Here is a 19,712-nt window from a genome sequence, read left to right as displayed (position 1 = left end):
GGAGGAGGGTTCATGGCTGTACGTGTGGCGGTCGCCGGAGCGAGTGGATACGCGGGCGGAGAAGCGCTGCGCCTGCTGCTGGCGCACCCCGAGGCCGAGATCGGCGCCCTGACCGGGAACACCAACGCCGGAGAGCGGCTCGGCGCCCTGCAGCCGCACCTGCTGCCCCTCGCCGACCGCGTTCTTCAGGAGACCACCCCCGAAGTCCTCGCCGGGCACGACGTCGTCTTCCTCGCCCTGCCGCACGGCCGGTCCGCCGCCGTCGCCGAGCAGCTCGGCCCCGACGTCCTCGTCATCGACATGGGCGCCGACTTCCGGCTGAAGGACCCCGCCGACTGGGAACGCTTCTACGGCTCCCCGCACGCCGGCACCTGGCCCTACGGCCTGCCGGAACTTCCCGGTGCCCGCGCCGCGCTGGAGGGCGCCCAGCGCATCGCGGTGCCCGGCTGCTATCCGACCGCCGCCTCCCTCGCCCTCTTCCCGGCCTACGCGGCCGGACTCGTCGAGAACGAGGCGGTGATCGTCGCCGCCTCCGGTACCTCCGGCGCCGGCAAGGCGGCCAAGCCGCACCTGCTCGGTTCCGAGGTCATGGGATCCATGTCCCCCTACGGGGTCGGCGGCCTGCACCGGCACACCCCGGAGATGATCCAGAACCTCAGCGCCGCGGCGGGGGAGCACGTCACCGTGTCCTTCACCCCCACCCTCGCGCCGATGCCCCGCGGCATCCTCGCCACGTGCAGCGCCAAGGCACGCCCCGGGGTCACCGCCGACTCCGTGCGCGCCGCGTACCAGAAGACCTACGCCGACGAGCCCTTCGTCCACCTCCTCCCCGAGGGGCGCTGGCCCGCCACCGCCTCCGTGTACGGCTCCAACGCCGTGCAGATCCAGGTGGCCCACGACCCCGCCGCGCAGCGGGTCCTCGCGATCAGCGCCATCGACAACCTGACCAAGGGCACCGCGGGCGGAGCGGTGCAGAGCATGAACATCGCCCTCGGACTCGACGAGACCACCGGGCTTTCGACGATCGGAGTCGCACCGTGAGTGTCACGGCAGCCAAGGGGTTCCAGGCGGCGGGCATCGCCGCCGGGATCAAGGAGAACGGCAACCCGGACCTGGCCCTGGTGGTCAACACCGGGCCCCGCCGCGCGGCCGCGGGCGTCTTCACCTCCAACCGCGTCAAGGCGGCCCCGGTGCAGTGGTCCGAGCAGGTGCTCAGGACCGGCAGGCTCTCCGCGGTCGTCCTCAACTCCGGCGGCGCCAACGCCTGTACCGGACCCAAGGGCTTCCAGGACACCCACGCCACCGCCGAGAAGGCCGCCGGCGTGCTCGGCGTCGGCGCCGTCGAGGTCGCCGTCTGCTCCACCGGCCTGATCGGCGTCCTGCTGCCCATGGACAAGCTGCTGCCGGGCGTCGAGACGGCCGCCGCCCAGCTCTCCGAGCACGGCGGCGAGAAGGCCGCCATCGCCATCAAGACCACCGACAGCGTCCACAAGACGTCCGTGGTGACCAAGGACGGCTGGACCGTCGGCGGCATGGCCAAGGGCGCCGGCATGCTCGCCCCGGGCCTGGCCACCATGCTCGTCGTGCTCACCACGGACGCCGACCTCGAGGCCGACGTGCTCGACAAGGCGCTGCGCGCCGCCACGAAGGTCACCTTCGACCGCGTCGACTCCGACGGCTGCATGTCCACCAACGACACCGTGCTGCTGCTCGCCTCGGGCGCCTCCGGAGTCAGCCCTGAGTACGCGGAGTTCGCCGAGGCCGTACGGGCGGTCTGCGACGACCTCGGACAGCAGTTGATCCGGGACGCCGAGGGCGCCAGCAAGGACATCAAGGTCGAGGTGGTGGGCGCCGCGAGCGAGGAGGACGCCGTGGAGGTGGGCCGCTCCATCGCCCGCAACAACCTCCTCAAGTGCGCCATCCACGGCGAGGACCCCAACTGGGGCCGCGTCCTGTCGGCGATCGGCACCACGAAGGCCGCCTTCGAGCCGGACCGGCTGAACGTCGCCATCAACGGCGTCTGGGTCTGCAAGAACGGGGGCGTCGGCGAGGACCGGGAGAAGGTCGACATGCGCTACCGCGAGGTCCACATCGTGGCGGACCTCGCGGCCGGCACCGAGTCAGCGACGATCTGGACCAATGACCTCACGGCCGACTATGTCCACGAGAACAGCGCCTACTCCTCTTGACGTGCCCGCTTGGTTGTCGCGGGTCCTCGCTGTCACCGACGAGGGTTCCTGTTTCACAGGCGAGCGCTCGCCCCAGGACGTGCCCGGCACAAGTCTTACCTCGCCTCCGCAGGCCAACACCGCCCGCCCGGCGGCTGATCCGAGATCTTTCCGAAAGTCGGTTATGACGGTCAATCACTCAGAAGAGGGAAAGTCCCCGACCCGTAAGCACACCGCGCTGCCCAAGGCCGAGATCCTCATCGAGGCGCTGCCCTGGCTGACCCGGCACCACGGCAAGACCGTCGTCATCAAGTTCGGCGGCAACGCCATGGTGGACGAGGAGCTGAAGGCGGCCTTCGCCCAGGACGTCGTCTTCCTGCGGCACGCCGGCCTGAGGCCCGTCGTCGTGCACGGCGGCGGCCCCCAGATCAGCCGGGCGCTCGACCAGCACGGCATCGTCAGCGAGTTCAAGGCGGGCCTGCGGGTCACCACCGAGGAGGCCATGGACGTCGTCCGCATGGTGCTGGCCGGGCAGGTGCAGCGGGAGCTGGTGGGCCTGCTCAACCAGCACGGGCCCTTCGCCGTCGGCATCACCGGCGAGGACGCGCACACCATCACCGCCACCAAGCACACCCCCCAGATCGACGGCGAGTCGGTCGACATCGGCCGGGTGGGCGAGATCACCGAGATCGACACCGGCGCGATCGAGGCGCTGCTCGCCGACGGCCGCATCCCGGTCGTCTCCTCGATCGCCCGCTCCGGGGACGACGGACATGTCTACAACGTCAATGCTGATACGGCGGCTGCGGCACTCGCTGCGGCGCTGGGCGCCGAGACCCTCATGGTCCTCACCGACGTCGAGGGCCTCTACGAGGACTGGCCGAACTCCGACGAGGTGATCAGCCGCCTGACCGCGAGCGAACTCGAGAAGCTGCTGCCGGAGCTGTCCTCCGGCATGGTGCCGAAGATGCGGGGCTGCCTGCACGCGGTGCGCGGCGGCGTGACCACCGCCCGCGTCATCGACGGCCGGGTCCAGCACTCGATCCTGCTGGAGATCTTCACCGACGAGGGCATCGGCACGATGGTCGTGCCGGACGAACAGGGGGAGTCGTGAGCGACCAGAGCGTGAGCAACCAGGGCATCAGCAACCAGGCACTGACCGCGCGCTGGCAGGGCGCCCTCATGAACAACTACGGCACCCCGCGGCTTGCCCTCGTCCGCGGCGCGGGCGCGAAGCTGTGGGACGCCGACGGCCGGGAGTACGTCGACTTCGTCGGCGGTATCGCGGTCAACGCGCTCGGCCACGCCCACCCCGCCGTCGTCGAGGCGGTCGGCCGGCAGATCGCCTCCCTCGGCCATGTCTCCAACCTGTTCGTCGCCGAACCGCCCGTCGCCCTCGCCGAACGTCTGCTCCAGCTCTTCGGCCGGGACGGCAGGGTGTTCTTCTGCAACTCCGGCGCCGAGGCCAACGAGGGCGCCTTCAAGATCGGCCGGCTCACCGGCCGGCCGCACATGGTCGCCACCCAGGGCGGCTTCCACGGCCGCACGATGGGCGCCCTCGCGCTGACCGGCCAGCCCGGCAAGCAGGAGCCGTTCCTGCCGCTGCCCGGCGAGGTCACCCACGTGCCCTACGGGGACGCGCGGGCGCTGGCCGCCGCGGTCACCGAGGAGACCGCCCTCGTCGTCATCGAGCCCATCCAGGGCGAGAACGGGGTCGTGGTGCCCCCGCCCGGCTATCTGAAGGCGGCCAGGGCGATCACGGCGGCCACCGGTTCGCTGCTGGTCCTCGACGAGGTGCAGACCGGGGTCGGGCGCACCGGGCACTGGTTCGAGTACCAGGCCCACGAGGGCGTCCTGCCCGACGTCGTCACGCTCGCCAAGGGCCTGGGCGGCGGGCTGCCGCTCGGCGCCACCGTCGCCTTCGGGCGCGCCGCCGACCTGCTCCAGCCCGGTCAGCACGGCACGACCTTCGGCGGCAACCCGGTCGCCTGCGCCGCCGGACTGGCCGTCCTGGACACGATCGCGGGCGAGGGGCTGCTGGAGAACGTCAAGCGGCAGAGCGAGAAGTTGCGCGACGGGATCGAGTCCCTGGACCACCCGCTGGTCGCCCACGTCCGGGGCGCGGGCCTGCTGCTGGGTATCGTGCTCACCGAGCCGCGCGCGCCCCAGGTGCAGCAGGCGGCTCAGGAAGCCGGGTTCCTGGTGAACGCGCCCGCCCCCGACGTCGTTCGGCTGATGCCGCCGCTGAACCTCGGCGACGACGAGGTGGACGCCTTCCTCGGGGCACTGCCCGGCGTCCTGGACGTGACAAACGGGGACGGATGATCCGGAGAATGAGACGACGATGAGTCAGCCGCAGAACGGTCAGAGCGAGGCCGGGCCGGCGGTGCCGCAGACCCGCACCGCCCGCCACCGCCGGATCGTGGACATCCTCAACCGGCAACCGGTGCGCTCGCAGAGCCAGTTGGCGAAGCTGCTGGCCGACGACGGGCTGAGCGTCACCCAGGCGACCCTCTCCCGCGACCTGGACGAGCTGAACGCGGTGAAGATCCGCAACACCGACGGCGACCTCATCTACGCGGTGCCCAGCGAGGGCGGTTTCCGCACCCCGCGCGCACCGCTGGGGGAGTCGGTGAAGGAGGAGCGGATGCGGCGGCTCTCGCAGGAGCTGCTGATCTCCGCGGAGGCCTCCGCCAACCTCGTCGTCCTGCGGACGCCTCCGGGGGCGGCGCAGTTCCTCGCCTCGGCCATCGACCAGGCCGAGCTGCACGACATCCTGGGGACCATCGCCGGCGACGACACGCTGCTGCTGATCAGCCGGGACCCCACGGGGGGACAGGCGCTGGCGGATCACCTGCTGAGGCTCGCGCAGAACGGCCAGTGACCCCGGCGCGAGGCCGGCCGGCTCTCAGCCCAGCCGGGCGGCGAGCCCGTGCGTGCACCTGACCTCGTCGCCCGCCGTGATCAGCAGCGCCTCCACGTCCGGCAACGAGTCCAGCCAGGCCAGGCCCTCGCGGGAGCCCATGGCGAACGCGGCCGTCGCCCAGCAGTCCGCCCAGGTCAGGCTGGGGGCCACCACGGTGACCGCGACCAGGTCGGTGATCGCCGACCTGCCGGTGCGCGGGTCGACGATGTGGGCGCCGCGCTCGGCCGTGCCCGACGTCGCCACCGCCAACTCGCTCGTACCCGCCGCGGAGACCACCGCCGCGAGTCCGCCGGGGCGCAGGGGGTCCGACACCCCCACCCGCCAGGGCCGCTGCGCGTCGGGGGCGCCGAGCACCTGCACGTCTCCGCCGCCGTTCACGCTGACCCCGCTCACCCCCGCCGCCGCGATCCGCCGGGCGGCCCGTTCGGCGGCCCAGCCCTTGACGATCCCGGTCGGATCCAGGCCACCCCGGTAACGCAGGCTGAACCAGCCGTCGCTGGCCCGTTCCGCCTCGGCGCCCAGGGCGAGCACCTCGGCGACCTCGGGGTCGCACTCCGTCACGGTGAGTTCACCGCGTGCCAGGCGGGAGAGCTGGCTGTCGTGCCGGTAGGTGCTGAACACCTCGTCGACCCGGTGCAGTCCGGCGACCGCCTCGCCCAGTGCCGCGGCCACCGCGTCGGACCGGCCGCCGCGGACGTCGAAGGAGAAGACGGTCCCCATGACCTCCTCCGCGTGCCGCACCGCCGCGGGGCCCGGCACCGACCCGGACACGGCCTCAGCCATCGGCCTTGTCCAGAGCCGACTGGAGGGACTTCCGGTAGCCGCCGCTGGTGTAGGTCGCTCCGGAGACGGTGTCGATGTCCGCGCTCTGCGCGGTGACGGCCTCCTGGTTGAGCCGGGGTACGGCCAGCGCGCTCTTCTGGCCGCTGACCCCGCCCTGCGGAGCCTGGACGGCTTCCGCCCTGGTGATCCTGCCGTCGCTGACGGTCAGCCGTACCTGCACGTCGCCGTACTCGGTCCGGGCCACGTCGCCCGTGACGGACCGCGTGCCCGTGCGCCGTGCGCCGCTGCCGCCCTGCGGCGACTCCTGCGCCGCCGCGGTCCGCTGCGGCGCCGCGCCGGCCGCCGCGGCGGCCGGGTCGGAGGCCGGCTTCAGCGACAGCAGCAGCACGATGCCGGACACGGTCGCGGCGCCGGCCAGCACGGCACGTCGGATGGGGTGGCTCTTCCTCATCGCCGATGAGCTCCTGAATTCCCGTGAGTCCCGTAGGTCCTGTGGTCTTCGCGGACGTTCCGCGTTCCCGTCGCTCACATCTCGAACGACTCGTGATGGATGCGGCGGGCGGGGACCCCCGCGCCGCGCAGTGCCTCGTACACCGACTGCGCGAAGCCGGGCGGGCCGCACAGGAAGACGTCGTGGCGGTCGATGTCGGCGATCTTGCGGCGCAGCGACTCGGCGGAGATGTCCGGGCGTTCCCCGTCCGGGCTGTTCACCGCGTACATCAGCCGGGCGCCGCGCTCGTCGGCGATCTTCGACAGTTCGCCCCACAGGGCCAGGTCCTGCGTGCTGTTGGCCCGGTACAGCAGCGTGATGTCGCCGGCCGCGCCGGGCAGCGTCTCGAACAGCGCACGCATCGGCGTGATGCCCACCCCGCCCGCCACCAGCAGTACCTTGCCGCGGCTGCGCCGGGACGCGGTCAGCGCGCCGTAGGGTCCCTCCGCCCACACCCGGGTGCCGGGGGCGAGTTCACGCAGCCGGGCGCTGTGGTCGCCGATCGCCTTGACGGTGATGCGCAGCGTGTCCGGGCGGGGCGCCGCCGACAGCGAGTACGGATGGGAGGAGAACCGCATGCCCGGCGCCAGGAACCGCCACCGGAAGAACTGCCCGGCCTCCGCGCCCATCCGGTGCAGCCTGTTGCCGCCGATCAGCACCGACACGATGCCCGGCGTCTCCTCGATCACCGCCTCCACCCGCATGCGGTGGCGCAGGTTCAGCCGGACCGGGGTGAGGATCCGGTACCAGACGACCAGCGCGGTCACCGCGCCGTACAGGCCGTACCAGAAGGTCCGCGCGGCCGGCTCCACGGCGAAGTCGTTGCCGGTGGTGATCTGGTGCCAGAACGTCAGGAACACCGCGGCGTAGGTGAACAGGTGCACGTGGTACCACGTGTCGTACGGCATCCGGCGGCGCACCGGGCCGATCGAGACCAGCCCGACGACCACCAGCAGACCGGCGCCGATCGCGGCCTTGCCCAGGTCGGGCAGCTGCTCGACGGACTCCACGGTCTGTCCCACGATGTCTTTGAACGACCTGCCGCCCTGGAGCGCGTAGCCCCACATGGTGAGCAGGACGTGCGCGAGGACCAGGCAGAGCGTGTACCGGCCGCTCATGGCGTGCCAGCGGGCGACCCGGTCGGAGCCCACCCGCCGCTCCAGGGCCGGCACCCGTGCCATCTGGAGCACGACCAGCGCCATCAGGTAGCCGGCCAGCAGGCCGGTGATCCGGCCCGCGTTCAGCACCCTCCCGGCGGTGCCGTCGACGGTCGGGGTGTTCGTCCACCACAGCCAGAGGACGCCCGCCGCGCCCGCCCAGACGGCGGCCAGCAGCGGGACGGCGGGGGAGCGGCGCGGCCGGATGCGGCGCATCGTCTGGCGCCGGGCGGCGCGGCCTCCTGCGAGCGTGGTGGTCACGGTTCCTCCGTGGACGGGGGCAAGGGGGGCGACGTGGTCCCTTGGCCCTGCAATACGTGCCACGGCGGCCTCGCGTTCAGTGTCCGGTGAGGTTCAGCGCCCGGCCGCGTCCAGCGCGGACTGGAGCGAGCGGCGGTATCCGTCGCTGGTGTACGTCGCGCCCGAGACGGTGTCGATGCTCGCGCTCTGCGCGGCCAGCGCCTCCCTGCGCAGCTGGGGGATGGCGTAGCCGCTGATCTCCCGGTCCCGCGGGTTGTCCGAGGGCTGGGCGAGTGCCGTCACGTCGGTGATCCGGCCGTCGACGAGCGTGACCCGCACCCGGACCGGACCCCAGCGGGTCTGCGCCGTCTCACCGGTGACGGTCCTGGTACCGGTGGACCGACCGGCCCCGCCGGCGCCGCCGGACACCCGGGGACTACTGCTCGGGGCCGGCGCGGGATCCGCGACGATCCGCGGCGGTGTGTGCGGCTTGAGCGACAGCAGCATCACCAGCCCGGAGACGGTGGCGGCGCTCGCCAGCACGACGCGGCGCAGCGGACGGTTCTTCCTCAACGCGTGCAACAGGGCCTCACAGCTCGAACGACTCGTGGTGGATACGGCGGTCCGGCACCCCGGCGGCGCGCAGCACCTCGTACACGTCCCGGGCGAAGGCGTGCGGGCCGCAGACGTACACGTCGTGTCCTGACAGGTCGGAGACGGCCGCGCGCAGGGACTCCACGGTGAGGGAGGGGCGTTCGCCGTGCGGGCCGTTGAGCGCGTACAGCACCCGTGCCCCGCGCCACCCCGCTATGGCCTCCAACTCGCCGCCCAGCGCCAGGTCTTCGGCCGTACGAGCCCGGTAGAGCAGGGTGACGTCACCGGGCAGCGTCTCGAACAGCGCGCGCAGCGGGGTGATGCCGACCCCGGCGGCGATCAGCAGGGACCTGTGCGAGGTGCGCCGGTCGGCGGTCATCGACCCGTAGGGTCCCTCCGCCCACACCCGGGTGCCCGGCCGCAGCAGCGGTACGGCCGCGCTGTGGTCGCCGAGTGCCTTCACCGTGATGCGCAGCAGGTCCGGACGGGGCGGCGCCGACAGGGAGTACGGCGTCGACGTCCAGCCCAGGCCCTCGGCGAGGAACCGCCAGCGGAAGAACTGCCCCGGCCGCGCGTCCAGTTCGTCCAGCCGGTCACCGCGCACGACGACGGAGTACACGCCCGGTGCCTCCTTGTGCACCGCCTCGATCCGCATCCGGTGGCGCAGGTTGAGCCGCACCGGGACCAGGATCCGGAACCACAGCACCAGGGCCGCGACGCCCAGGTACAGGGCGTACCAGACAACCGTGGCCAGGCTGCTGCCGGTGAACTCGGCGCCCAGCGCGACCTGGTGGCCGAAGACCAGGAAGACGGCGGCGTAGGTGAGCAGGTGCGTGTAGTACCAGAACTCGTGACTGGTCCGGCGGCGCACCGCGCGCGCCGAGGTGACGCCGACCGCGAACAGGATCACGGTGCCGGCGGTGGCCTTCAGCATCTCCGGGTAGTCCAGCACCACCGTGACCGCCTCGCGCAGCACGGAGGAACCGTCCTGGGCGGCGTACCCGGCGAGGATCAGCACCACGTGGGCGACCAGCAGGCACACCGTGTACCGGCCGGCCATCGCGTGCCAGCGCGCCACCCGGTCCGAGCCGATCCGGCGCTCCAGCAGCGGCACCCGCGCCATCAGGCCCACCAGCACCGCGCAGGCGTACCCGCACAGCAGGCCCGCGATCCGCCCGGCGCCGGTCAGCCAGCCCGCCGCACCCACGACGGAGGCGGTGCCGGACCACCAGAGCACGACCACCGCGGCGACTCCCGCCCACAGCAGCGCCAGCACCGCGCCCGCCGGGGAGCGCCGGGGCGCCAGCGGCACGGGCGGAGCCGTCCGCCGCTCGTACACCGTGGTCATCCGCTCTCCCGTTCCCTTCGCCGGTCCAGGACACAACTGTGCGGGGCGAACCTCTGAAGGAGCTCTGAGCCGAGGGCCGTGTGGGCGCACTCACAGGAAACTCAGAGGCCCCTTCCCTCGCCGTCCGGCCCGCGGACCGGCGATGCTGGAGGGGCCATGGACAGCTTCCGCCCGAGCCCTCACGGCCTGCCCGCCCTCACCCGCCTCGACGGCACCCCCGTGCGCGTCCTCGTCGTCGACGACGACCCCGACCTCGCCGAAGTGCTCTGCGGAGCCCTGCGCTACCAGGGCTGGGAGGTGCGCGCCGCGGGCGACGGGGCCGCGGCCGTCGCCGCGGCCCGGGAGGTGCAGCCCGACGCCGTCGTCCTCGACGTGATGCTCCCGGACACCGACGGATTCGCCGTGCTGCGCGAGCTGCACGCCGTGCGGCCGGACGTCTGTGTGCTCTTCCTCACGGCGCGGGACGCGGTGGAGGACCGCATCGCGGGGATCACCGCGGGCGGCGACGACTACGTGACCAAGCCGTTCAGCCTGGAGGAGGTGGTCGCCCGGCTGCGCGGACTGCTGCGCCGCGCCGGGATGGCCGGGCAGCCGGCGGCCGGCCCGCGGCTGACCGTGGGCGACCTGGTCATGGACGAGGACGCCCGTGAGGTCACCCGGGCGGGAGAGCTGATCGAGCTGTCCCCGACCGAGTTCGAGCTGCTGCGCTTCCTGATGGACAACCCGCGCCGGGTGCTGAGCAAGGCCCAGATCCTCGACCGCGTGTGGTCCTACGACTTCGGTGGCCAGGCCCATGTGGTGGAGCTGTACATCTCCTACCTGCGCAAGAAGGTGGACGCCGGACGCGAACCCATGATCCACACGGTGCGCGGCGCCGGGTACGTGCTGAAACCGGCGGGGCGATGACCGCGCCGCGACAGGCGAAGGCGCGACGGACGAAGGTGCGACAGGCGATGGCGCGACGGGCGTTGGTGCGGCGGATACGGCGTCTGCCCCGGCCGCACACCCTGCGGGCCCGGCTCACCTTCGGCCTGGTGGTGCTGCTGGCCGTCGGCTGCGCCGCCGTCGGCGTGGCCGCGGTCCTCGAACTGGACGGCTTCCTCACCGGCCGCATCGACCAGCAGCTCCAGCAGACAGGACCGGGCTTCCCGGAGAGCCTCGAGCACGGCACCGTCACGCCCACCAAGCCCTCCGACCACGACGGCGACGAGCGCGGCGACACCCGCCGCCAGGCCGCCGGTACCTTCGGCGCTCGGCTCCTCGGCGGCACGGTGACCCATACGGCCGTGGTCCCCTCCGGGGCCCGTCCCGGTTTCGAGGTCACCCTCACCGGCGCCGACCGCAGGGCTCTGGCCGTGCTCCCGGTGGACCGCGACGGGCACACGGTGCGCCTGTCCGACCTGGGGGAGTACCGGCTGGCGGCCTGGCCGGGCCGGGACGGCGACGTGCTGGTCACCGGGCTGCCGATGGCGCCGGTGCGGGCCGCCGTGCACCGGCTGGAACTGGTCGCGGGGACCGTCTCCGGGCTGGCCCTGGCCGTCGCCGGGGTCGCCGGCGCCCTGTGGGTGCGCTGGTCGCTGCGGCCGCTGACCCGGGTCGCGGAAACGGCCGCCCGGGTCAGCGAGCTGCCGCTCGCCAGCGGCGAGGTCGCGCTGCCGCCCCGCGCGCCGCGCGCCGACCCGCGCAGCGAGGTCGGGCGGGTCGGCGCCGCCTTCAACCGGATGCTCCACCACGTCGAGGACGCGCTGACCAAACGGCACGCGAGCGAGGAGCGGCTGCGCGGCTTCGCCGCCGACGCCAGCCACGAGCTGCGCACCCCGGTCGCCACGGTGCGCGGCCACGCCGAGCTGGCCCTGCTGCACCCGGGGCCGGTGCCGCCCGAGGTCACCCGGGCCCTGGAGCGCATCGCCGCCGAGTCCGCCCGCATGGGCGAGATGGTCGACGAGATGCTGCTCCTGGCCCGTCTTGACGCCGGACGTCCCCTGGAACGCCACCCGGTCGACCTCACCCGCCTGGTCCTGGACGCGGTGACGGACGCCCGGGCCGCGGGTCCGGGGCACCGCTGGACGCTGGAGCTGCCTCAGGAGCCGGTGACGGTGACCGGTGACGCCCACCGGCTCCAGCAGGTGCTCGCCAACCTGCTGGCCAACGCGCGTGCGCACACACCCGCGGGTACCAAGGTGACGGTGTCCCTGGAGCTGGAGTCCGACCGGGGGACGGACCCGGAGAGTGCCGCCACGGCCGTCCTGCGGGTGCACGACGACGGGCCCGGCGTGCCGGAGGAGGTCCAGCCGGGTGTCTTCGAGCGCTTCACCCGGGCCGACCGCCGCCGCGCCGACTCCTTCGGCGGCGCCGGGGCCGGCCTGGGCCTGTCGATCGTGGCGGCCGTGACGGAGGCCCACGGCGGCGGTGTCGGACTGGACAGCCGTCCCGGCTCCACGGCCTTCACGGTCCGGCTGCCGACGGGCGGCGCAGAGGTCAGTAACGGCTGATCGCGGTCGCCCCGCCCGCCGTGCCGATCGCGATGTGCGGCCGGCGCGCGGGATCCGCCCACGCCAGGATCCGCCGCATGGCCTCCCGCGGCACCGACACGCAGCCGGCCGTCGCCCCGGGTCCGTTGACGTGCAGGAAGATCCCCGCCCCCCGGCCGCGCACGGGGCGGGTGTAGTTGAAGCCGATGACGAGCGCGTGCGCGTACTGCCCCGGGTGGGCCGCCAGGTGCTCGGACTCGGCGGCCCGGCAGTCGGCGGGGCGCGGCTGGGTCCAGCGGTTGTAGGAGCGCGAGCCGTTGTCCTCGCACCACCAGGAGTCCGGGCCCACCCGCCGGTACCGCAGCCGTGTCCAGCCCGGCGCGGACGCGACGCCGAAGGCGAACGGCAGGGGGTACAGCCCGGTCGGTGTCGTATTCGTCCGCTGCCGCCGCGCCGTCCCCTCGACGAGCCCCCGCGCGCCGAACCGGGCCGGTGCCGAACCGGTACGGACCCAGCGTCCGCCGCGCCGGTCCCACCAGGTGACCGTGCCCGACGTGGCGCCGGTCCGGGCCGCGGAAGCGGTGATCAGCTGGGTGCCGCCACCGGTGTCCCGCATCCGCGCCGGCAGCGGCACCTCGCCCGCGGGAGCGGCACCGAGCGTGAGGAGGGAGAGGGCGGCGAGGACCGAGGCGGGACCGGGGCGCATGGCTCAGACCGTAGACGGCGGCAGCGGCAACGGCAGCCCGGGCAGTCCGTCCAGGCTGGTGGCCACGTGCTCCTTCCTGGTGAAGTAGTCGCTCAGCGAGGCGTCGTCCTCCCGCGCGAAGCGCCTGCCGTGCAGATCCCGGTCCGCCTCGTACGCCATGAAGGGCACCGCGTAGCCGCAGGTGTCCCGTACGAGTTCGGCGTGCACGACGATGATCGCGCGCAGTCCGTGCCGGGCGGGGTCGATGTCGGGGAAACGGGTGAGGAGCTCGCCGAAGCGCGGGTCGTCGCGGAAGACCGGCTCGCCCCGGCCGTGGACGCGCACGATGGTGGGCGGGCCCTGGAAGGCGCACCACATCAGCGTGATCCGGCCGTTCTCGCGCAGGTGGGCGATCGTCTCGGCGTTGGACCCGGCGAAGTCCAGATAGGCCACGGTGTGCTCGTCGAGCACCGCGAAGGAGCCCTTGAGGCCCTTGGGGGAGAGGTTGACCGTGCCGTCGCCGGACAGCGGGGCGGTCGCGGTGAAGAAGAGGGGCTGCTGCTCGATGAACGTGCGCAGCCTGCCGTCGATGCGTTCATACGTCTTTCCCATGTCCAGCGATTATCGAGGGAAAGCCGTTCGCCTGTCTAAAGGATTGCTGCCGGCGTCTCGCGCGCCCCGGCGCCGCGACGCGCCGCGGACGAGATTGACGAACCATGCAGAGTTCTGCATACTCATGCATATCAGCGAATGCAGTGTGAGGAGAATCCCGTGACCGAGCGCGTCGTACTCGCCTACTCGGGCGGTCTGGACACCTCCGTCGCCATCGGCTGGATCGCCGAGGAGACGGGCGCCGAGGTCATCGCCGTTGCGGTCGACGTCGGCCAGGGCGGCGAGGACCTGGACGTCATCCGCAAGCGCGCGCTCGCCTGCGGTGCCGTCGAGGCCGAGGTCGCCGACGCCAAGGACGAGTTCGCCGACGAGTACTGCCTCCCGGCGATCAAGGCCAACGCCCTGTACATGGACCGCTACCCGCTGGTCTCCGCGCTGTCGCGGCCGACGATCGTCAAGCACCTGGTCGCCGCCGCCCAGAAGCACGGCGCCGGCATCGTCGCCCACGGCTGCACCGGCAAGGGCAACGACCAGGTCCGCTTCGAGGCCGGCATCGTCGCCCTCGCCCCCGACCTGAAGTGCATCGCCCCGGTCCGCGACTACGCGATGACCCGGGACAAGGCCATCGCGTTCTGCGAGGAGAAGAACCTCCCGATCGCGACCACCAAGAAGTCCCCGTACTCCATCGACCAGAACGTCTTCGGCCGCGCCGTGGAGACCGGCTTCCTCGAGGACATCTGGAACGCGCCGATCGAGGACATCTACGAGTACACCCAGAACCCGGCCGTCGCCCGCGAGGCCGACGAGGTGGTCATCACCTTCAAGGAGGGTGTCCCGGTCGCCATCGACGGCAAGCCCGTCACCGTCCTGCAGGCCATCCAGCAGCTCAACGAGCGCGCCGGCGGCCAGGGCATCGGCCGGATCGACATGGTCGAGGACCGCCTCGTCGGCATCAAGTCCCGTGAGGTGTACGAGGCTCCGGGCGCGATCGCCCTGATCACCGCCCACCAGGAGCTGGAGAACGTCACCGTCGAGCGCGAGCTCGCCCGCTACAAGCGGCAGGTCGAGCAGCGCTGGGGCGAACTGGTCTACGACGGCCAGTGGTTCTCCCCGCTCAAGCGCGCCCTGGACGGCTTCATCAACGAGGCCAACCAGCACGTCTCCGGCGACGTCCGCATGACTCTGCACGGCGGCCGCGCGGTCGTCACCGGCCGGCGCTCGCAGGAGTCGCTGTACGACTTCAACCTCGCCACCTACGACACCGGCGACACCTTCGACCAGTCCGCCGCCAAGGGCTTCATCGACATCTACAGCCTGTCGTCGAAGATCGCCGCGCGGCGCGATCTGGCCTAGGCCCCGACCGGGCCCCGACGGGCCCGACCCGGCGCGGACCTCGCGTCACGGCGCCGGGTCGCCTCGCACGCACTAGCCTGACAGCCGCCTCCTCACTCACGGGTGGGGAGGCGGTCGCGCACATCGCCATCTCCGAGGAGCAAACCCAAGTGAGCAGCAACAGCGGTGACGTACGGCTCTGGGGCGGCCGTTTCGCCGACGGTCCCGCCGAGGCCCTGGCGAAGCTGTCCGCGTCCGTCCACTTCGACTGGCGCCTCGCGCCCTACGACATCGCCGGCTCCCGCGCCCACGCGCGCGTGCTGCACCAGGCGGGGCTGCTCACGGACGACGAACTGCGGCGCATGCTGGCCGGCCTCGACCAGTTGGAGGCGGACGTCGCCGACGGCTCCTTCACCGGCACCATCGCCGACGAGGACGTGCACACCGCCCTGGAGCGTGGCCTGCTGGAGCGCCTCGGCGCCGACCTCGGCGGCAAGCTGCGCGCCGGCCGGTCCCGCAACGACCAGGTCGCCACCCTCTTCCGCATGTACCTGCGCGACCACGCCCGGATCATCGGCGCCCTGATCGCCGACCTCCAGGACGCGCTCATCGGCCTGGCCGAGGCCCACCCGGACGTGGCCATGCCCGGCCGCACCCACCTCCAGCACGCCCAGCCGGTGCTGTTCGCCCACCACGTGCTCGCGCACGTCCAGTCCCTGTCGCGGGACGCCGAGCGGCTGCGCCAGTGGGACGAGCGGACCGCGGTGTCGCCGTACGGCTCCGGCGCCCTGGCCGGTTCCTCCCTCGGCCTGGACCCGGAGGCGGTGGCGCGGGACCTCGGCTTCGAGCGCGGCAGCGCCGGCAACTCCATCGACGGCACGGCCTCCCGTGACTTCGTCGCGGAGTTCGCCTTCGTCACCGCGATGATCGGGGTGAACCTCTCCCGGATCGCCGAGGAGGTCATCATCTGGAACACGAAGGAGTTCTCCTTCGTGACCCTGCACGACGCCTTCTCCACCGGCTCGTCGATCATGCCGCAGAAGAAGAACCCGGACATCGCCGAGCTGGCGCGCGGCAAGTCCGGCCGGCTGATCGGCAACCTGACCGGTCTGCTCGCCACCCTCAAGGCCCTGCCGCTGGCGTACAACCGCGACCTCCAGGAGGACAAGGAGCCCGTCTTCGACTCCTGCGACCAGCTGGAGGTCCTGCTGCCGGCCTTCACCGGCATGATGGCCACGCTCACCGTGCACCGCGAGCGGATGGAGGAGCTGGCCCCGGCCGGCTTCTCGCTGGCCACCGACATCGCCGAGTGGCTGGTCAAGCAGGGCGTGCCGTTCCGGGTGGCGCACGAGGTCGCCGGCGAGTGCGTGAAGGCCGCCGAGGCCGAGGGCAAGGAACTCGACGAGCTGACCGACGAGCAGTTCGCCAAGATCTCCGCCCATCTGACGCCCGAGGTGCGCACCGTCCTCAACGTCCCCGGCGCCCTCGCCTCCCGCAGCGGCCGCGGCGGCACCGCCCCGAGCGCGGTCGCCGTCCAGCTCGCCGAGGTCAAGGCGGACGTGGCGGCGCAGCACCAGTGGGCGGACGCCGGGAAGTAGCGGACGCCCGGAAGCATCGGCCCCGAGAGGGAGCGGACACCGGGAAGCCGCGGACGCCGGGAAACGGCGGTACGCGCCTGCCGGGGCATCACGGGCTACGTTGGGTCGACAGCCGTAAGGAACCGACCGGACGGAGCCCGCGATGCCCTTCGCCAGACTGGCCTCGGTCACGACGCCCACCTGCCACATCGGCCTGGGGCTCGCCGCCGTCGGACGGCCCGGTTACGTCAATCTCGGCCGGGACCGCGACCTCCCGGCCGACCGCACCGTCGACGCCCTGCGCGAGCGCACCCACGAACTCCTGGACGCCGCCTACGCGCAGGGCGTCCGCTACGTCGACGCCGCCCGCTCCTACGGCCGCGCCGAGGAGTTCCTCGCCGAGTGGCTCAGGGCCCGCCCCGACGCCGCCGACGTCGTCGTCGGCAGCAAGTGGGGCTACACCTACACCGCGAACTGGACCACCGACGCCGACCGGCACGAGGTCAAGGACCACAGCCTCGCCACCTACGAGCGGCAGCGTGCCGAGACCGCCGAACTCCTCGGCGACCGCCTCGACCTGTACCAGATCCACTCGCTGACCCCGGACAGCCCGGCGCTCACCGACGGGGAACTGCACGCCAGGCTCGCCGAGGCCGCCGCGGACGGCCTCACGATCGGCTTCTCCACCAGCGGGCCCGCCCAGGCCGACACCGTCCGGGCCGCGCTCGGCGTGACGGTCGACGGCGCCCCCCTCTTCCGTACCGTCCAGTCGACGTACAACGCCCTGGAGACCTCCGCGGCCGCCGCGCTCGCCGAGGCGCACGACGCCGGGCTGACGGTGATCGTCAAGGAGGGCATGGCCAACGGGCGGCTCGCCGAGCCGTACGCCCCCGAGGCGCTCAAGGCGGTCGCCCGGGAGACGGGCCTGGGCTGCGACGCGGTCGCCCTCGCCCTGATCCTGCGCAGGCCGTGGGTGGGAGTGGTCCTCTCCGGCGCCGCCACCCCGGGTCAGCTCGTCTCCAACCTCGAGGCCCCGGCCGTCGACCTGGACGAGGAGCAGCTCGCCCGCCTCGACGCGCTGGCCGAGGAACCTCGGGCCTACTGGGAGCGGCGCGGGCAGCTGCCCTGGCACTGAGCGCCCGCGGCACCCCTTTTTCCACCCGAGGTGAGCTGTTCCCGTCCGTGAGCGTGAGACACGCGCGCCCATGGTGAGACATCAATGTCTCACATGGGCTACTGTTGTCTCATGGCTGTCGATCGTGACCACGTGCTGCGCAGCGCAGCCACCCTGCTCACCCACAAGTCCACCGCCACCATGGACGAGGTCGCCAAGGCGGCCGGGATCAGCCGGGCCACGCTGCACCGCCACTTCGCCGGACGCGACTCGCTCGTCAGGGCGCTGGAGGCGCTCGGCATCGCCGAGTGCGAGGCCGCCCTCGACACGGCCCGCCTGGGGGAGGGGCCGGCCGGCGACGCCGTACGGCGCCTGGTCCGCGAGATCGAGCCGGCGGCCGGGCTGCTCTCCTTCCTCTACACGGAGAACCAGCTCTTCGAGGGCGAGGAGCAGAACGAGGGCTGGGCCCGGCTCGACGAGCGCATCTCCGAGGTCTTCCGGCGCGGCCAGCTCAGCGGCGAGTTCCGTATCGACCTCACCCCCGCCTGGCTCACCGAGGCCCTCTTCGGGCTCATCGCCTCCGGCGCCTACGTCGTGCTGAGCGGCAGGGTCGCCCCCAAGGACTTCCCTCACATGATCACCGAGCTGCTGCTCGGCGGCGCACTGCGCACGGACACATCACGGAACGAGGAATCATGACCAGCACCCTGCAGCCGGCTCGCGCGGCGGAGGTGGAGCAGCGTTCGGGCCGCTGGCTCGCGCTCTCCGTCCTCGTGCTCGCCGTGCTGCTGGTGGCCGTCGACGCGACCGTCCTCGGTCTCGCGACCCCCTTCATCAGTGAGGACCTCAGGCCCTCCGGCACCCAGCTGCTGTGGATCGGCGACGTCTACTCCTTCGTCATCGCCGGCCTGCTCGTCTCCATGGGCAGCCTCGGCGACCGCATCGGCCGCAAGCGCATCCTGCTCGGCGGTGCCACCGCGTTCGGCGCCGTCTCCGTGCTCAACGCCTACGCCACCACGCCGGAACTGATGATCCTGGCCCGGGCGCTGCTCGGCGTCGCGGGCGCCACCCTGATGCCCGCCACGCTCGCCCTGATCCGCAACCTCTTCCACGACCCGCGCGAGCGCAGCCTCGCCGTCGGCATCTGGGGCGCGACCGCCTCCGGCGGCACGGCCCTCGGCCCGATCGTGGGCGGCCTGCTGCTCGAGCACTTCTGGTGGGGCTCGGTCTTCCTCATCAACCTGCCCGTGATGGCGGTCCTCGTCCTGGTCGGCATCAGGACCCTGCCCGAGTCCCGCAACCCCGACCCGGGCCCGTGGGACCTGGCGAGCGTCGTGCTGTCACTGGTCGGCGTGGTCGGCGTCGTCTACGCGGTCAAGGAGGCCGCGGCACGCGGGTTCACCTGGCCGGCCCTGGCCACGGGACTGCTGGGCGCGGCCGCGCTGTACGGCTTCCTGCGCCGTCAGCTCCTGCTGCCGAAGCCGCTGCTGGACATACGGCTCTTCCGGAACCGGGGGTTCTCCGGCGCCGTCCTCGCCGACCTGCTGACCGTGCTCGGCATGTCCGGCCTGGTGTTCTTCCTCTCCCAGTACCTGCAACTGGTCCAGGGCAGGCGGCCGTTCGAGGCGGGCCTGTTCGAACTGCCGGCCGCTCTGGGCGCGGTGGCGGCCGGACTGGTCGCCGGCCGGGCGGCCCGGCGCTTCTCGGTGCGGGGCGTGGTCTCCGGCTCGCTGGCCGCCATCGGAGTGGGGCTGGCCGCGCTGACCACCCTCAGCGTGAGCACCGGCTACCCGCTGCTGGGCACGGCCCTGCTGGCGGTCGGCGTCGGCGCCGGCTTCTCCTTCACGGTCACCGCCGACGTGATCCTCTCCAGCGTGCCCAAGGAGCAGGCGGGCGCTGCCTCGGCGGTCTCCGAGACGGCGTACGAACTGGGCGCGGCCCTCGGCATCGCCCTGCTGGGCTCCATCGTGACCGGCGTCTACCGCGGCTTCACCGGCCCGGCGGGCACACCGTCCGCCGCCCACGAGTCGCTGGGCGGCGCGGTCGAGGCGGCGGCGGGTCTGCCGGCGCACACCTCCGCGGCCCTGTTGCACGCGGCCAGGGAGTCCTTCGTCCACGGCCTGCACCTGGCGTCGGGCGCGGGAGCGGCGGTCCTGCTGGCCACGGCACTGGCGGCGTGGTTCCTGCTGAAGGGCCAGAAGCTCTGACCGGAGGG

18 protein-coding genes and 1 pseudogene are annotated in these 19,712 nt (G+C 72.8%); 12 read left to right on the top strand and 7 right to left on the bottom strand.

What is annotated here, in order from left to right; translation table 11 throughout:
• Positions 1–12: 12 nt before the first annotated feature.
• The 5 genes from argC (at position 13) to ACIHCX_RS21370 (ending at position 5,052) form a co-directional block, all read left to right on the top strand.
• Positions 13–1,041 carry an N-acetyl-gamma-glutamyl-phosphate reductase gene (gene argC / locus ACIHCX_RS21390; RefSeq protein WP_400031690.1) on the top strand — a complete coding sequence of 343 codons (1,029 nt, stop codon included), beginning with the start codon at positions 13–15 and terminating at the stop codon, positions 1,039–1,041.
• The gene (gene argJ, locus ACIHCX_RS21385) at positions 1,038–2,189 is read left to right on the top strand and encodes a bifunctional glutamate N-acetyltransferase/amino-acid acetyltransferase ArgJ (RefSeq protein ID WP_400031688.1); all 1,152 of its coding nucleotides are present in this window, start codon (positions 1,038–1,040) and stop codon (positions 2,187–2,189) included. Before argC ends, argJ begins: the two co-directional genes overlap by 4 nt.
• 163 nt (positions 2,190–2,352) lie before the next feature.
• Positions 2,353–3,282, top strand: coding sequence for an acetylglutamate kinase (gene argB / locus ACIHCX_RS21380; RefSeq protein ID WP_400031686.1), 930 nt, complete (start codon positions 2,353–2,355; stop codon positions 3,280–3,282).
• 26 nt (positions 3,283–3,308) lie between these two features.
• Positions 3,309–4,493 (top strand): acetylornithine transaminase, encoded by a 1,185-nt coding sequence (locus ACIHCX_RS21375; RefSeq protein WP_400032049.1) that lies wholly within the window; start codon positions 3,309–3,311, stop codon positions 4,491–4,493.
• A gap of 19 nt (positions 4,494–4,512) precedes the next feature.
• Positions 4,513–5,052: an arginine repressor gene (locus ACIHCX_RS21370; RefSeq protein WP_400031684.1), complete on the top strand. Its 540-nt coding sequence runs from the start codon at positions 4,513–4,515 to the stop codon at positions 5,050–5,052.
• Positions 5,053–5,076: 24 nt separating this feature from the next.
• Here the strand turns inward: ACIHCX_RS21370 and ACIHCX_RS21365 are convergent, their stop codons facing one another.
• The 5 genes and pseudogenes from ACIHCX_RS21365 to ACIHCX_RS21345 form a co-directional block, all read right to left on the bottom strand.
• Entirely contained in the window at positions 5,077–5,814 is a 738-nt protein-coding gene (locus ACIHCX_RS21365; RefSeq protein ID WP_400032047.1) for an FAD:protein FMN transferase, read from the bottom strand.
• 64 nt (positions 5,815–5,878) lie between these two features.
• A pseudogene (locus ACIHCX_RS21360) lies at positions 5,879–6,328 on the bottom strand (FMN-binding protein); the annotation flags it as partial.
• A gap of 74 nt (positions 6,329–6,402) precedes the next feature.
• The gene (locus ACIHCX_RS21355) at positions 6,403–7,785 is read right to left on the bottom strand and encodes a ferric reductase-like transmembrane domain-containing protein (protein WP_400031682.1); all 1,383 of its coding nucleotides are present in this window, start codon (positions 7,783–7,785) and stop codon (positions 6,403–6,405) included.
• Between the two features lie 93 nt (positions 7,786–7,878).
• Positions 7,879–8,346 (bottom strand): FMN-binding protein, encoded by a 468-nt coding sequence (locus ACIHCX_RS21350; protein WP_400031680.1) that lies wholly within the window; start codon positions 8,344–8,346, stop codon positions 7,879–7,881.
• Between the two features lie 7 nt (positions 8,347–8,353).
• Positions 8,354–9,706 (bottom strand): ferric reductase-like transmembrane domain-containing protein, encoded by a 1,353-nt coding sequence (locus ACIHCX_RS21345; protein WP_400031678.1) that lies wholly within the window; start codon positions 9,704–9,706, stop codon positions 8,354–8,356.
• A 156-nt stretch (positions 9,707–9,862) separates the two neighbouring features.
• Between ACIHCX_RS21345 and ACIHCX_RS21340 the strand changes: the two genes are divergently transcribed.
• Complete coding sequence (locus ACIHCX_RS21340; protein ID WP_400031676.1) at positions 9,863–10,612, top strand: response regulator transcription factor; 750 nt, start codon at positions 9,863–9,865, stop codon at positions 10,610–10,612.
• 47 nt (positions 10,613–10,659) lie between these two features.
• The gene (locus ACIHCX_RS21335) at positions 10,660–12,198 is read left to right on the top strand and encodes a sensor histidine kinase (RefSeq protein ID WP_400031674.1); all 1,539 of its coding nucleotides are present in this window, start codon (positions 10,660–10,662) and stop codon (positions 12,196–12,198) included.
• On the opposite strand, the gene ACIHCX_RS21330 is transcribed toward ACIHCX_RS21335, so the two are convergent.
• Entirely contained in the window at positions 12,185–12,883 is a 699-nt protein-coding gene (locus ACIHCX_RS21330) for a L,D-transpeptidase (RefSeq protein WP_400031672.1), read from the bottom strand. The genes ACIHCX_RS21335 and ACIHCX_RS21330 overlap by 14 nt on opposite strands.
• Positions 12,884–12,886: 3 nt before the next feature.
• Positions 12,887–13,474, bottom strand: a complete 588-nt coding sequence (locus tag ACIHCX_RS21325; protein WP_400031670.1) for a pyridoxamine 5'-phosphate oxidase family protein — start codon at positions 13,472–13,474, stop codon at positions 12,887–12,889.
• A 159-nt stretch (positions 13,475–13,633) separates the two neighbouring features.
• On the opposite strand from ACIHCX_RS21325, the gene ACIHCX_RS21320 reads away from it, so the two are divergent.
• From ACIHCX_RS21320 to ACIHCX_RS21300, 5 genes are all read left to right on the top strand, one after another.
• Complete coding sequence (locus tag ACIHCX_RS21320) at positions 13,634–14,827, top strand: argininosuccinate synthase (protein ID WP_400031668.1); 1,194 nt, start codon at positions 13,634–13,636, stop codon at positions 14,825–14,827.
• 149 nt (positions 14,828–14,976) lie between these two features.
• Positions 14,977–16,404 carry an argininosuccinate lyase gene (gene argH, locus ACIHCX_RS21315; protein WP_400031666.1) on the top strand — a complete coding sequence of 476 codons (1,428 nt, stop codon included), beginning with the start codon at positions 14,977–14,979 and terminating at the stop codon, positions 16,402–16,404.
• 142 nt (positions 16,405–16,546) lie between these two features.
• Positions 16,547–17,518, top strand: coding sequence for an aldo/keto reductase (locus tag ACIHCX_RS21310; RefSeq protein ID WP_400031664.1), 972 nt, complete (start codon positions 16,547–16,549; stop codon positions 17,516–17,518).
• A 111-nt stretch (positions 17,519–17,629) separates the two neighbouring features.
• On the top strand, positions 17,630–18,196 hold the full coding sequence (locus ACIHCX_RS21305; RefSeq protein WP_400031662.1) for a TetR/AcrR family transcriptional regulator: 567 nt from the start codon (positions 17,630–17,632) through the stop codon (positions 18,194–18,196).
• Positions 18,193–19,704: an MFS transporter gene (locus ACIHCX_RS21300; RefSeq protein WP_400031660.1), complete on the top strand. Its 1,512-nt coding sequence runs from the start codon at positions 18,193–18,195 to the stop codon at positions 19,702–19,704. The genes ACIHCX_RS21305 and ACIHCX_RS21300 overlap by 4 nt, the downstream gene beginning before the upstream one ends.
• The last annotated feature ends 8 nt before the right edge of the window (positions 19,705–19,712 follow it).

This window comes from Streptomyces sp. NPDC052043 (genome assembly GCF_044548235.1).
In the GTDB taxonomy this organism is placed as follows: Bacteria; Actinomycetota; Actinomycetes; order Streptomycetales; family Streptomycetaceae; genus Streptomyces.
The sequence above is the reverse complement of the archived record's forward strand: the minus strand, read 5'-3'. Positions and strand labels throughout refer to the sequence as shown.

What these genes read in the sequence shown, in the direction of transcription:
- ACIHCX_RS21310 (WP_400031664.1), top strand. Translation starts at nt 16,547, where the DNA reads ATGCCCTTCGCCAGACTGGCCTCGGTCACGACGCCCACCTGCCACATC.
- ACIHCX_RS21335 (WP_400031674.1), top strand. Translation starts at nt 10,660, where the DNA reads ATGGCGCGACGGGCGTTGGTGCGGCGGATACGGCGTCTGCCCCGGCCG.
- argB (WP_400031686.1), top strand. Translation starts at nt 2,353, where the DNA reads ATGACGGTCAATCACTCAGAAGAGGGAAAGTCCCCGACCCGTAAGCAC.
- ACIHCX_RS21345 (WP_400031678.1), bottom strand. Translation starts at nt 9,706, where the DNA reads ATGACCACGGTGTACGAGCGGCGGACGGCTCCGCCCGTGCCGCTGGCG.
- ACIHCX_RS21340 (WP_400031676.1), top strand. Translation starts at nt 9,863, where the DNA reads ATGGACAGCTTCCGCCCGAGCCCTCACGGCCTGCCCGCCCTCACCCGC.
- argC (WP_400031690.1), top strand. Translation starts at nt 13, where the DNA reads ATGGCTGTACGTGTGGCGGTCGCCGGAGCGAGTGGATACGCGGGCGGA.
- ACIHCX_RS21300 (WP_400031660.1), top strand. Translation starts at nt 18,193, where the DNA reads ATGACCAGCACCCTGCAGCCGGCTCGCGCGGCGGAGGTGGAGCAGCGT.
- ACIHCX_RS21325 (WP_400031670.1), bottom strand. Translation starts at nt 13,474, where the DNA reads ATGGGAAAGACGTATGAACGCATCGACGGCAGGCTGCGCACGTTCATC.
- ACIHCX_RS21370 (WP_400031684.1), top strand. Translation starts at nt 4,513, where the DNA reads ATGAGTCAGCCGCAGAACGGTCAGAGCGAGGCCGGGCCGGCGGTGCCG.
- ACIHCX_RS21330 (WP_400031672.1), bottom strand. Translation starts at nt 12,883, where the DNA reads ATGCGCCCCGGTCCCGCCTCGGTCCTCGCCGCCCTCTCCCTCCTCACG.
- ACIHCX_RS21305 (WP_400031662.1), top strand. Translation starts at nt 17,630, where the DNA reads ATGGCTGTCGATCGTGACCACGTGCTGCGCAGCGCAGCCACCCTGCTC.
- ACIHCX_RS21365 (WP_400032047.1), bottom strand. Translation starts at nt 5,814, where the DNA reads ATGGGGACCGTCTTCTCCTTCGACGTCCGCGGCGGCCGGTCCGACGCG.